Genomic DNA, 12,917 nt, shown 5'->3' on the forward strand with positions numbered 1-12,917 from the left:
ACCGTCTCCGCAACCGGAGAAGGTCGTTTCTTTAATTCAACTTGGACCGCTTTGGCAGCTATCGATCTACCGAGCGTAGGTGCTGGTGAAACCGTCGGCAGCAGTTTGTGAAAGAACCAGCGTGTCGGCGTCCAGCCGTCCAATGACATCCGCCGGAAGCATGTTATCGCTGTATCTCACCACCCAAACCGGCCCGGTACCGCCGGGAAGGGTTTCAAACGATCGAATGTACATCCCGGCCGATTCGATCTCACCATCGCGAGTGTACACATAGTTGCTGTCACTGTCAAAAACCAGTTGGCGAGTGAAATCCACGCTGTCGGCATAAATCGTAATGCCTGCAATCCCGCCATGAGACATAACCCAGGTCCAGGCGCCTACTTCGCCCAGGTCTACATCTACACCGGCCGGTGGCGTCCCGCGCGAGCAGGACAAGAAGGCACAGCTTAACACCAGCATTACTATCGCCAAAAAGCTTATCAGTCTAACTTTGGTCATATCGTTTTCCTCTTCGGACTACTCCTTTACGAAGAATTTCAAACCTCTCATCGGTTGTTCCAATGCCCGGGCGCCGATCATAACCGAAAGTAAATGTGGGTATAGCCGTTCACTTTCAGATCAGTCAGCACAAGCGAATCCCGCCCCGGAAACTCGATTATTTGCGGCACGTGGATATCATTGTCGTAGCGCAGCACCTTCACGCGCTCGGAGCCAACGTTCTCCCAGTCTATGCTGTATCCGGAAGTGTAGTCCGGCTCGATAAAATTCGCACCCTTCTGGACTTCGTAGAATTCTACCACTTCAAGATCGGTGAAATACAGAACGCGAAGGAACGACACCGAATCAACGTCCAATTCTTCATTATTCAGGCCACCTGACGAGTGTAGCCAGCCCCAGACACCTTGTTCGGCCGCAAATTCCGATTGGACCGGGGCGGCATCACGGGAACAACTCATGCCGATGACGGCAAGTGTTGCCATGACCAACGCCAGAATAACCGCGGGCGCTGTTTTCTTCATTATCACAACCTCCATATCACCAAATAAGTCGTTTCCTGTCTTGTCAATAGGCCGTTTAGCCTTTTGATCGCGAGCAAATCTACGAAAACTGCAAACGTTTGTCATCGTTTTTTTTGTACGTTTATTATTTGCGAGGGGGGGGGTGATTCGACACACGATTCAAGTGGTGTTGGGCGACCTCGCCCGACACCGGCCATCCAACCCAGTGGCTGTCAGGCGTGTCAGATGACAGCACCCACACCGTAACGCACGTCACCTGTTGGTGCAGTGGCTTATTCAACAGTTTCTACCGTCGTGATATAATGTCGGGTTCAGTTGGCCGGTTCGATTGTGATCGTCTTATTCGCCGGATGCGAAATGTCGATGGCGCGAGTTATTATGATGGAAGGGGTCGCCTGCCGGCAGATCCCACCAGACATCGTCGGGATCGGCCCGGCGAATCATTCCGACCATCAGCGGGTTGATCCCCTGGTGGCAGCGCAGGAGAACCTCGTCATAGTCGAGCCCGATGATTTCCCACTTTCCGGAACCGGTCGACATGACATAGCGACATGGCTTGACCACGCCGGTGCATAGCGACTGAGCGCCGGAGAATACTTCGTGACCCTCGCGCAACGACAGCGAGTAACGCTGGTTGCCTCGGGTAGGGCGACACTGAAAAACATAGTACGGCTGCATACCGGCTTTGGCGGCGGCATACCAGATATCGGCCAACAAGTGCGGGTCGTCATTGATGTCTTTGAGCAGGGGAGTCTGAACGTAGAAAGTATAATCAGGGAAGTCCTTTACGACATCGGCCAGCTCTTTGCGAATCTCCTCCGGTCTGACCACATGCGCCACAACGTATACTTTCTTGCCGTCGAATCGCGGAAGGCTCCGGCGGTAGCGCACAGGATCGTGCACAATGGCTCGCGACCCTATGCGCACGTCGTGCAGATGTGTCATTCCAGCCATGCCGGCCAGCAATTCGTCCAGCAATTGAGGTTTGGCCAGAAGGGCATCGCCGCCACTCATCAGTACACTGCGTACCTCAGTCTGTTTGCGAAGGTACTCAAGCGCCTGTTTGGGATCGACTGCGACATCGTTTTCGAGCGCCTCGCCCTCAAACAGCCGCTTGCGAAAACACCAGTCGCAGATCGAGTGGCAGTCTTCAGCGACAAAAAGCAGTACCGTCTCGCGATACTTGTGTTGCAGGCCGGGGATACGGAAGTTCTTATTCTCGTTCGACGGATCGTATTTGTATAACTCACTCAAGGCAAGCCTCCTTTATTTGCAGTCCGCAACAGTCAGTGGCCTCGAATCCGTTCGTATAGGCCGCGTCACCTCTTCGTCCGGTTGACCGTAGTCCTAACCCTCCCCTAGAGTTATTACGGCATAAGCTGTGAGCAGGCGCCGCTTAAGGCGCCTGACGCCCGGTTGCGGACTTATTGTCACCTATATTTTAGCGCACATAGCTGATTCTGTCAAGCTCTGGGACCAACTATTCTACTATCCAATACGCCGGATATTCACTCATAGTTTCGATTGGCACTTGAGTTTGGTTTCGCTACCCCATGACTTGCAAGTACTTAACGAGCGTCGACAGGGGCGCGAGATCGGTTTGAGTCAAATAGAAAAAGTTTGTGCCATTGATTGGTTTTAGTGGCCGCGCCGGGCCTCCGCTTGTGTGATGACTCGGTTTTCTGTTGGTTTTCGGCTGATCGCTTCCAACCGGGACGGCTTGCCTGGGCCGGCTCAAGCAGAGCACCACGGGATGCCGAACGGATTGCTTCAAGAAGAGATAGTGGCGAACCAACTGCCCCCGTGAACTTCGAGAACGGTTCGAAACCGTGCCCATTGAGTGCCTGCCAGGAATCATGACATGGATCACAATTTCTATCAAGAAAGCAACGACCAGCCCTCAGCTTGACACGAGTTTAGGTGGGCGGTGTAGTTGAATCCGTCCAAGAAACCTGATTCCGGATGTCTGGTAAGTCTGGCAGGTCACTGGTCATGAGCACCTTGACCGGTCCCGAAACCTTGCAATGTTGCAACTGTCATAACATAGGTCATCTGGTGCACGTTTGTCAAGCGAAAAACGGGCAAGAATCCCTTTGATAGGCTTAGCGACGGGTGTACATTATTAGTGTCTCAAGTGTTTCAGAGCCTTCACCGTCATCAAAACCATGACGGAGGATAATGTGAAAAGAAGTGCTGCCATTATCACACTCGGCTTAATGCTGTTGTTGTGCGCCGTTGGTTCTCTACACGCCGAACGCTGTTGCCATGGGATGCGCGGCAACATCGACTGGAGCCCAACTGACGATCCCGATATTGCTGATCTGGTCTATCTGGTCGATTACATGTTCACCGGCGGACTGCCACCGGCCTGTTTTGCAGAAGCCGACGTGAACTGGGATGGGGCTATCGATATCGCCGACCTGGTCTATCTCGTAGATTACATGTTTAGCGGCGGGCCACCGCCGGAGTTCTGCGTTCAGGGCGGCCTTGAGGACATCATCCTGCCTCTTACTGTGGGCAACTACTGGACCACAAGTGTGATCGAGTACAACGAGTCCGGCCAGACTACCGCCGAGTATGAAGCAACAGCTACAGTCATCCGGGATACGACAATTGATGATTGGGTATGGCACTTCATGGCCAGTGATACCGGCGTGACCGACACTGCGCTGTGGACCAACAAAGAAGACGGGGCGTGGATGTGGACCGATTCAACCGGCCAACCCCAGGCGCTGATGATGAAGTACCCGGCCTCGGCGGGGGAGAGCTACCCGATCTATGCCGTTACCGTCACCGTTGAGTCGATCAGTGAAGTGATCACCGTTGAAGCCGGGACCTTTGTGTGCAACCTCTATCGTGCCCACATCCCTGTCTTTGGCACGGTGGGCAAGATATGGGCATGTCCCAACATAGGGGTGGTTCGAGCCGAGGAATACGGTTTGACTTTGTTCGGCACCTATCTCTCGCGCGAAGTCGAACTTCTGGATTTTGCTGTTGTCGTACAGTAATAAAACATCGTCCTTTGCAATTAACGAATGTGCTCAGTTTAACTCAAATCATGGACCGCTGTAAAGGCTAGTCGCCTCGGGGGTCCGCAGCCGAGGAGGTAGAAAGATGCCGGGAGAATTCTACAAGCCCAGTTTGCACAGATCGAGTCAGTCGCTTGATGACTCGGTGCCGATTGTAGCCAACGTCAGGACGGCTTTCAAGGCCATGTATGAGACGGCGGATTTCCTGTCGGCGCGGGACGGTGGAAAGATACCAGGCAACCGTTACACCTCTGCTGCATACTCGTCGATTATCCACAACCATCTTCAGGGTTTGGCGCGTTTGCCGAACCGCAACTACATGGTAATATCGGGGGGTGATCAGCACCGTAAACTCGGATCGCTGTTCGTGGTCAGGATGGCCTCGCGGCCGACCGACTCAGCTTGGCGTTCCAACGTCATAATCGAAGGTAAGCCGCCGCAGGATGACAAAATCGTAACCGTTCTCTGCCCCAACGATAAGAAACTTGGTCTCAACGACGAACTCTGGCACATAGGGGGATTGAGCACCTGTGGTGATGTACTGGCGGCGCCGGCCGAGTCGTTCGATGGCAAATCGGCTGTCATCTTCTACAATTTACAAAACCCTGAACAGCCAAAACTATTCGGCCCAAAAGTCAGAATCAACAGACCCACCTCCAGAGCGGGCGCCGTGGCCTTGACCACTCTTCCCGGCGGCTACAAGCTGGCTGCCGTGCTGGGCTTGCACAACGATGATAACAGGAGATACATAGATTTATATCTGTCCAAAGTAGCCGGCTGGTCGGAAGGATTCAAGCTCGTTGATTCGTTTTGCACACACGATAAGTTTGACGACTGGCAGAACATGAACTTCATACAAGAAAGCGGTGGCAAGCTCTATCTTGCCGCGACCCGGAACACCAGAATTCTGCCGGGAACGTTCGGAAAAGACATGGCCCACCTGTACGAAGTAAAACTGCGTCCAGGGAATCTCAACCGTATCAGGCCGGACAACTGTTCTTTTGATACGGTGAACGAGGTTCATACCCGGCAGTTTATAAATAAGCTCATCCGTAAGACAAAAAAACGTTACAGTCATTACCAATCCAACATGGCCGCCGGAGCCGGGGTCTATCTTCATCCCAGCGGATCGCTTTTCATTTATTCATGCTTCCATTGGCGCTATCGCAATCGAATCGCCTTCGCCGAGTATCGCCCCGATCCAAAAACCTTCACCCCTGATGTTATCGACTCGCTCGATGATGCCTGGGTCGACATGTTCTACCACGATACATACAAAGGACGGCGACTGGGTCTGGTCGGGCGGTCGGATGCTAAGATTGCAGATTTCAGCAAACTGGCCGTTCAGGGTTTGTCGTTTGGGAAAAACCTGTCCTCGGTGCGCTATCAGATTCCAAAGGGTTGGAAGCTCAGGCTGTATCGCCACAAAAACTTCCGAACCAAAAATGATCACTATGATCTGATCGGTAACGGTCGCCTTAAGACGGAGCGTGACTTGAACAAGGTTAAGTTCGGCGATAAGACCTACTCGTGCGAGTATCTTGAGGCGTAGATTGGGTTCTCAGTACAAGGGTAGGTCAGGACCCTAGCGGTCATGGCACTTGGGTTCGGCAAACGCCCTCCCATAAACGGGTCCGGTGGTCTGCCCTTGACACCATGGCGCGCGAGGGTGTGTTCCACGCACGAGTTCACTTGGCGCCTCCGGCGACTACAGCTTCTCGACCCGGAAGTTGACTGTACCGCTGAAGTTGACCAGCGACACTCTTACAGCCCAGTTACCTGCAACGCCGACGCTGCTTTGTTCGTTGGCGCTGGCCACCAAACCGTTTGAGTATACCTGCATGTCATCGGCATCAAGAAGTACCACTGATGCCATCCCCTCGGCGGTAACGGTTGAATGATCGATAGTGGCCTGCGCTCCGGTATTCGACCACTCGTAGGTCAAGGTAGCACTGACGTTGTCGGCGTCGGTGATCTGAAACTGAAAGGCGTCGGCCTCATTCACCACTTCGGGTTCAAAGGCAGAAATCGGGTTTGGGTTGCTGCCGGAGCAACCTGCCAATATCGGCAGGATCAAAAGCAGGGGCAGCCATCTGATTGCTGTTGTACGAAAGTTCATAAGAGCACCTCACAGCAGTGAATCTTGTCGGCGATCAAACCAAACGTATATAGAGTGACTCCACGTTGCGTATGTGGATGATATCGGTTTCTGGGAACTGCTTCTTTAGCTTTATGTCGGGATACTGCAAAGAGCAGACAATTACACGCCGCTCGGAAGCACACCGATGTTCTTCGACGTCTCCACAGGGTCCTTCACACCGCGGGCCGGTCAAACACAAACGGAGCCTGATTTACCCACAAAGTTGGCTTGCTGTACGTATACCATTTGGATATCCTATGAGGAGATCATAGATTTAATGGGTCAGCGAGCTCTAATATCGCGATGTGGCCGGAGAGGATTACTGCGAGGACTATCGCGGTTGGGCGACTAACAGGGTCTAAACAGGATTGAAAGCTGTGTTCATTCAAAGGAGGATCGCATGGTGAAGCACATGTTCGTAGTAACAGCGGTGGGATTGGTTCTATGCGGAGGGTCGGCCCACGCCTTGTACCCCATCTTCGACGCTCCGGTTCAGTACTTTGGGGGCGCAGGCATGACCGAAGTTGTCGCCGTTGACCTTGACGGAGACGGTGACAGAGACCTGGCAACAGCCGATTTCACATCGAATTATTTCACAGTCTTGTTGAACGACGGAGACGGCGCCTTCGCCTACAGGCAACACTACTATCTGGGTTTCTTGATATCAGGCTCCACGGATATTTGTGCGGCTGATCTCGATGATGATGGAGACATTGATCTGGCCATTTCGAGAATGTATGACCCGTCCACTGTGGCGGTCTTGATCAACCACGGTGATGCCACTTTTGAGACTCCGGTCCACTACGACGTGGATAACGGGGCGCGTGGGATCTTTGCGGCTGATCTCGACGGTGACCTCGACAAAGACATTGTGACGACCAGTTTCACTTTCAACACGGTGTCGGTCTTGAAGAACAACGGTGATGGGACTTTTCAGACGGCAGTAGATTTCTCGGCCGGACCCGGCGAGGTTGACGGCGCCGAGGATGTGGTTGCCGGTGACCTTGACGGCGACCTGGACCTGGACCTGGCCGTGGCCAACAGCACAACAGGCGACGTCTATGTCTTGCTCAACAACGGTGATGCGAGCTTCTCAGCGCCACTTGCCTATGCAGCCTTAGGTGATCCACGTGATATGAGGATAGCCGACCTGGATGCCGACGGTGATCGCGATTTGGCCATGTCGATCGCGGCTTCGGACGAAGTGTCCCTCTTGCTGAACAACGGCGACGGCACTTTCGCGGCGGCAGTCCTGTATCCGGTGGGGGATAGTCCTCAGGCTCTGTTTGTCGGCGATCTGAATCGCGATGGCTACAACGATCTGATGACGGCCAATTTCCATGCTACCGATGTGTCCATCCTGTGGAACAACGAAGATGGCACGTTTTCGACAGCCGATACTTACGAAACCGGCACCATGAGCCCCAATGCGATCACCGCCGGCGACCTGGACGGTGACGGCAACCTTGACTTGGTTGTGGGTCACTATCTGGTCTTGACAGATGGCCGGTTAACGGTACATCTGAACCTGCTGCCGCCATCGCAGCCGTGTGGTTGTTGTACGGTTGCGCCGGGCGATCTGGACGGCGACGGTACGGCCAGCATTTCGGATTTGATCTACTTGGTGGATTACATGTTCTTCAGCGGCCCACCACCCATCTGCCAGTAAGGGTTTTGGATCTTGGTAGGTCGGAACCCCTTGCGGTTCCGACACCGGTAATCCTGGGTCTTGCTTTGCGCCTACCGAATAACACACCCCTGAATCCCCTCTCAAGAGGGGACCCACAAATGGGCTCTTGCCCTTCGCGCCCGGCAACCTCACCCGTGCGAAGTCGAAGGGGGACCACAAGAAGCTTTATTGCGCTTCGCGTCCTCCTTTCTGTCATTCCGGGCCTTGAACCGGAATCCAGTTCCTGGATCGCAGACTGGATTCTGGCCTTCGCCAGAATGACAGAAGTGAACGAGGCCGGTTGCCGTGCAAATGGGTTTGTTTTGCGGAAAAAAGTGTCTTCCGTTGACGGCAGAGGTCCCATTCGATCTAACTTTCAGCCCAAACCAGGTTTGAGACGGACACGCGGACAGCGAGCAAATGGCTTCGGTTTGTACAATCGTGTATTCTGATAATAGAATCGATGGTGATTACGAAGCGGGTACATATAGGGCCTGATTCCAAAGCTGACCTATGCGGGTGAATGCTTGACCGAGATGTAGATAGCGATTGGTGAGATTCGTAGTTCATTGGGAGCAGTCCTTTTGCCAAGCAGCGCACCGCTGCATTATGCTTGGAGTTGGTGGCGATTTTGGTGATAAATCAGCCATAAATGGCCCTCTTGCGCTTTGGATCCCGGTGTGAACGGCGGACTCCCAAGCTGTCGCGCGGGGTCGCACGACAGCACAAGTAGAGATGGATGCCGGATCAAGTCCGGCATGACCGGCAAGCCGGTTCTTCGCGCTTCGCGCTCCCCTCAAGTCACGCCTCAGATACTCCTACAACTTCATCCGCTTGAAATAATCCCGCGTTGCACGTAGCACAGCCGGTGAAAGGAGTAGCGTGCCGATCAAAGTCGGAATAGCCATCATGGCGAAGAAAGTATCGAGAAAGTTCAACAGCATGTCCTGAGTCCAGACGGCAGCCAAAATCAAACTCAAGATGTAGACATAAATATAGTAACTGCCGAACTTCCAGCCAAAAAGATACCTCGAACATTTCAAACTGTAGTACGAGTACGAGATCATCGTCGATATAGAGAACAGAACGATTATTAAAGTCAGCACATACCGTCCCACATTCGGCATCGCTTTGGCGAAAGCGTTGACCGTCATCACCACGCCGTCGTCGGCCGCCGAAACACCCGTGGATAGAATAACCAATGCTGTCATCGTACACACTATGTTGGTATCGAGAAACGGCCCGAGCATAGCGATCAATCCCTCACGCACCGGCTCCTTGGTCTTGGCTGCGCCGTGGGCCATCGGCGCCGTGCCGAGTCCGGCTTCGTTGGAGAAAGCCGCCCGTCGGATCCCCTGATGGATCACCTCGCGAAAAGCTACGCCGGTTCCGCCTCCGATCAGAGCTTCACCACCGAACGCCTGGTCGACGATTGAGTACAGAATACCGGGCACCGCGGCGATGTTGCTCAGGATCACGTACATTGCCGCTATGATGTACAGCACGAACATACCGGGTACAATCTTCGACGTCACCTGTCCGACTCGCACAATGCCGCCGAGGATTACAACGCCGACGATCAGACACGATACAATGCCGGTCCCGAGCCGGCTGATTCCCCAGTCGGCGTACAACAGTCCGGAAAGTTGGTTGGTTTGGAACATGGCCAGACAACCGATCATGCCGAACACCGCGAACATGACAGCCAGCGGTTTGAAATACTTGCCCAGGCCGACTTCGATGAAGTACATCGGGCCACCCTGTTCAATGCCACGTTCATCCTTCTTGCGGTAGAGACAAGCCAGCGTGCATGTGAAGAACTTGGTCGACATACCGACCAGCCCAGCCACCCACATCCAAAAGATAGCACCGGGACCGCCCATCGACACGGCAATGGCCACGCCGGCAATATTGCCCATGCCGATAGTGGCGGATAGCGCAGACGACAGCGCTTGAAAGTGCGATATCTCACCCGGATCATCGGGGTTGTCGAACTTGCCGGTCAGTATCTGAACGGCATGTTTGAGGGCGCGAAAGGGAAGAAACCGTCCGGCGATTGTGAAGTAGATACCAGCGCCGACCAAACCGACTATCAGCGGCATCCCCCAGGCATAGTCGACGGCGGTGGCGAAGAAACTGTCAAAGGCGGAGGCTAAGTTGTCCAACAATAGTATGTCCTGCTCTGCGTGGTTGTCTTTCGGTTGGGCTACAATAAACTGAATTCGCTAACTGTGCGCAACCGATCATTGTTCACTCCACCAGACCCTCAAATTCCGGATCGTTGTTCAGACCCGCCAGGTCGTTGTCTTTGGCCGCCTGGGCTTTCAGTTTGGGATTCAAACCTAATGCCTGCTTCAACGCATCCATCGCCGTAGCCTTGTTGCCTGCCGCCAGTCGGATCACGGCCAGATCGTACAGTACCTCCGGATACTCCGGGGCCAATTCGGCCGTGCGTTCCATGTGGGGGAGAGCTAAGGCGAACTTCTTCTGTGTGAATAAGGTCCACGCTTCGTTCCAGGCATAGTTCATTTGCGCGATGTTCAAGATGCGGCCGAGTTCCTTGAACGGTTCGGCGTGGTCATCCACACGAATGTCAATCGCACGATCGGTGTACCCCCCGTAGCCGGTCGCCTCTTTCACCACAAGCATCGCCGCCGACTGTTTGCCGCGCGAATCTCCACCCTCGGCATCACCGGCCAACATAGCCGCGTACATGCGGTCGGCCAGACTGCCTTCGGTTTTGAGATACGCTCTCTCCATCGCCTCGACCACCGCTTCGCCGGTCAAGATATTGCCCTGCACGGCATAGTTGGGACCGGATCGTCCGCCCGCCCAGTGCAGGCAACTGTCGCCGGTGTAGGTGGACGAGCTGCCGTCGGCTGAGACAATGCCGAACTGCCGACGATTGGGGTTGTCATCGTTGCGTACCAGCACGTCGCGCACTTCAGCCGGGTTCAGGCCTTGCTCAAGCAGATTAAGCCCCCGCCATCCGAAAGTAGTGTTGGCGAAAGACTGTGTCGCCACCGCGCCGATGTCTGCTTTAGCCCAGGGTACGACGTTGCCGACCGCGAAGAATCTCGAAGCCACGGCCACACCCAACTCGCCAGTCGCCGAATCGCGGGCGACGATTGAGAACGTAGCGACGGGTGTTCTTGCGTCTGATGTAGAGTTGTCTGAGGCGAAGACTACTCCGCAGAGAATCATAACCGTCAATGACGGACAAAGGATTCTCTTTGTGGCCAGTAGTGCGATGCCCTTGAGACTGGTTCGGCTTGGCATTGTTATCTCCTCAATCTGATTTCGATGATTCCGGCTTACTATCCGCGCGGTGCGGAGTTTTGCGTCGCGGCTTCGGCAGGTACTTCTCGTCTTTCCAGGCTTCATACAGGGGCGCCCACATGGCGCCGAAGGTGGCGGCGAACACATATTCTTCCAACGGTGCGTGTCCGATCCAGCAGCCGGATAGATTCTCCATTGACCAGTGGTCGTAGAAATTAGGGTAGAAGAGTCCCACCACCTCAAGCACCACAGCATAGATTACAGTGAAAGTAATGGCGCCGCCGAGCACCTGCCATTTGATCTTGGGCCGACGCCACCAGATGAAGGCGCCAACCGCGACACAAGTGAATCCGGCATCATAAATGATGTTAAGGCCGAATTGCGACGTGGTTCCGAACATCGCTAAGAAAACTAACAACAGGAGCATGTTCTCGTTTCGGACTTGAGCTTTGGTTGGGCAGATGCGACTGTAACTAACTGTAGCGGTGTTGAATCGCTTCTGCTCTTTGAGTTGCAATCTTAAGGCCAGATATATCCATTTGACGGCCTTCCATAACCAGTAATCGATGGCTCTTAAGGCCTTGTTGATCTTTGGCAACTCTGGGGCAATCCCCGCTATCCCTCCGACTGCAAAACAGAACACGAAGCTTTCGAAATCCCATCGGCAATACTTGAGGATCGACGGCGGGTCCCAATACTCCGGGACGAATAGTGGCTCGGTGATACCGAGAGCACAGCAGGCCCAACTGGCCCACCAGAATTCATGGTGGTTTTTCTTCGCCTTTCTTGCCTTCTTTGAATCCTCCGGTTCTTCCGGGCCTTCGGGTTCTATCAAGCTTTCAGGATACCTGGAAACTTTCCGTTTCAGCAAGATCAATACAGCTATCCAAAAGAACATCAGGATGCAGCACCCAAATAGATACGCATTCATCTCGGGTTTCCACTGAATACCTGCAAGCATAGATCAGGTCCTCCTCTTATTAGCTTTTACAAGACAAAGCTCACTCTGTAATCACACCGAATAGTGAACGGCATAATTCTGACCAGCCGGCAACAGCAATCTTTACTCAATGGTGATCGGCTCCATACAATGAACATTCGGGGAACGATCCCACCCAAAAAATGCCCATTCTCGTTCACAGGATGTGTGTTCGGTGCCCGGGTGGGCAAGAAAAAAACTATTGGCAACCTACCTGAAAAAGCTCGAACTTAAAACCTTGTCAGGCTCAGTTCCCGGCTTGTCTTGTGTGATACCGGCGCAGGAGTTCCATCGGCCGGACCAAGGAAGTAGCAATGAATTGGACAATCCCCGAACCCGCTGTCTCACGTAAGGCGCTCATACTGTCGGCCGGTTTATTCTGGGTGATTGGCGGTGTTGTGCTGGTCATTCGCGCCGGGCTGATATTCAGGGGCGGTGTAGATTTGGTGTGGCCGGCCGCAATCGGGGTGGTGCTTGGCTCGCTTAAGCATCGGATTGTGTTTTCCAAAGTGGTCGCCGTCAATCTCCAACGCATTCGTGAATTATCCCCCCACAAAGACAAGCTGTGCCTGTTCGCATTCCAGTCGGTTGAGTCATACCTGTTTGTGATTCTGATGGTTGGCTTGGCCCATGGCCTTCGGTATGTCGGGTTGCCGCCCGCAGTCCTGGCGACAATCTACCTGGCCATCGGCGCCGGCCTGCTTTTGTCATCGGTGGGCTACTTCAAATCGACTGATTGCTGAGCAAGTGGCACTCAGGTCAGGCTACATTGTTGCGGCAGGTTCCGTTAATCGCATGTGGG

Annotated in this window: 11 protein-coding genes; 4 read left to right on the forward strand and 7 right to left on the reverse strand. The window is 53.9% G+C overall.

Annotation, left to right across the window (positions count from 1 at the left end; translation table 11 throughout):
* Nucleotides 1-66: 66 nt before the first annotated feature.
* The 3 genes from OEV49_14140 to OEV49_14150 all read right to left on the reverse strand — a co-directional run bounded on the left by OEV49_14140 (nt 67) and on the right by OEV49_14150 (nt 2,273).
* Nucleotides 67-498, reverse strand: coding sequence for a hypothetical protein (locus OEV49_14140; protein ID MDH3892214.1), 432 nt, complete (start codon nt 496-498; stop codon nt 67-69).
* 77 nt (nt 499-575) lie between these two features.
* Nucleotides 576-1,019, reverse strand: coding sequence for a hypothetical protein (locus OEV49_14145; protein MDH3892215.1), 444 nt, complete (start codon nt 1,017-1,019; stop codon nt 576-578).
* 339 nt (nt 1,020-1,358) lie between these two features.
* On the reverse strand, nt 1,359-2,273 hold the full coding sequence (locus OEV49_14150; protein MDH3892216.1) for a hypothetical protein: 915 nt from the start codon (nt 2,271-2,273) through the stop codon (nt 1,359-1,361).
* A 926-nt stretch (nt 2,274-3,199) separates the two neighbouring features.
* Here OEV49_14150 and OEV49_14155 point away from each other — a divergent pair.
* Entirely contained in the window at nt 3,200-4,027 is an 828-nt protein-coding gene (locus tag OEV49_14155) for a hypothetical protein (protein ID MDH3892217.1), read from the forward strand.
* 106 nt (nt 4,028-4,133) lie between these two features.
* The gene (locus tag OEV49_14160; protein ID MDH3892218.1) at nt 4,134-5,600 is read left to right on the forward strand and encodes a hypothetical protein; all 1,467 of its coding nucleotides are present in this window, start codon (nt 4,134-4,136) and stop codon (nt 5,598-5,600) included.
* Nucleotides 5,601-5,756: 156 nt separating this feature from the next.
* Here the strand turns inward: OEV49_14160 and OEV49_14165 are convergent, their stop codons facing one another.
* On the reverse strand, nt 5,757-6,167 hold the full coding sequence (locus OEV49_14165) for a hypothetical protein (GenBank protein MDH3892219.1): 411 nt from the start codon (nt 6,165-6,167) through the stop codon (nt 5,757-5,759).
* Between the two features lie 421 nt (nt 6,168-6,588).
* On the opposite strand from OEV49_14165, the gene OEV49_14170 reads away from it, so the two are divergent.
* On the forward strand, nt 6,589-7,857 hold the full coding sequence (locus OEV49_14170) for a VCBS repeat-containing protein (protein ID MDH3892220.1): 1,269 nt from the start codon (nt 6,589-6,591) through the stop codon (nt 7,855-7,857).
* An 818-nt stretch (nt 7,858-8,675) separates the two neighbouring features.
* Here the strand turns inward: OEV49_14170 and OEV49_14175 are convergent.
* The 3 genes from OEV49_14175 to OEV49_14185 form a co-directional block, all read right to left on the reverse strand.
* Nucleotides 8,676-10,025, reverse strand: a complete 1,350-nt coding sequence (locus OEV49_14175) for a sodium:alanine symporter family protein (protein MDH3892221.1) — start codon at nt 10,023-10,025, stop codon at nt 8,676-8,678.
* Nucleotides 10,026-10,107: 82 nt separating this feature from the next.
* Nucleotides 10,108-11,136 (reverse strand): DUF1028 domain-containing protein, encoded by a 1,029-nt coding sequence (locus tag OEV49_14180; protein MDH3892222.1) that lies wholly within the window; start codon nt 11,134-11,136, stop codon nt 10,108-10,110.
* Nucleotides 11,137-11,146: 10 nt separating this feature from the next.
* A complete protein-coding gene (locus tag OEV49_14185; protein ID MDH3892223.1) occupies nt 11,147-12,067 on the reverse strand; it encodes a lycopene cyclase domain-containing protein in 921 nt (306 codons plus the stop codon).
* A 362-nt stretch (nt 12,068-12,429) separates the two neighbouring features.
* Here OEV49_14185 and OEV49_14190 point away from each other — a divergent pair, with 362 nt between their 5' ends.
* Nucleotides 12,430-12,858: a hypothetical protein gene (locus OEV49_14190; protein MDH3892224.1), complete on the forward strand. Its 429-nt coding sequence runs from the start codon at nt 12,430-12,432 to the stop codon at nt 12,856-12,858.
* Nucleotides 12,859-12,917 lie beyond the last annotated feature (59 nt).

The organism is Candidatus Zixiibacteriota bacterium (assembly GCA_029860345.1).
Lineage (GTDB): Bacteria > Zixibacteria > MSB-5A5 > GN15 > FEB-12 > JAJRTA01.

What these genes read in the sequence shown, in the direction of transcription:
- OEV49_14140 (MDH3892214.1), bottom strand. Translation starts at nt 498, where the DNA reads ATGACCAAAGTTAGACTGATAAGCTTTTTGGCGATAGTAATGCTGGTG.
- OEV49_14145 (MDH3892215.1), bottom strand. Translation starts at nt 1,019, where the DNA reads ATGAAGAAAACAGCGCCCGCGGTTATTCTGGCGTTGGTCATGGCAACA.
- OEV49_14160 (MDH3892218.1), top strand. Translation starts at nt 4,134, where the DNA reads ATGCCGGGAGAATTCTACAAGCCCAGTTTGCACAGATCGAGTCAGTCG.
- OEV49_14165 (MDH3892219.1), bottom strand. Translation starts at nt 6,167, where the DNA reads ATGAACTTTCGTACAACAGCAATCAGATGGCTGCCCCTGCTTTTGATC.
- OEV49_14170 (MDH3892220.1), top strand. Translation starts at nt 6,589, where the DNA reads ATGGTGAAGCACATGTTCGTAGTAACAGCGGTGGGATTGGTTCTATGC.
- OEV49_14180 (MDH3892222.1), bottom strand. Translation starts at nt 11,136, where the DNA reads ATGCCAAGCCGAACCAGTCTCAAGGGCATCGCACTACTGGCCACAAAG.
- OEV49_14185 (MDH3892223.1), bottom strand. Translation starts at nt 12,067, where the DNA reads ATGAATGCGTATCTATTTGGGTGCTGCATCCTGATGTTCTTTTGGATA.
- OEV49_14190 (MDH3892224.1), top strand. Translation starts at nt 12,430, where the DNA reads ATGAATTGGACAATCCCCGAACCCGCTGTCTCACGTAAGGCGCTCATA.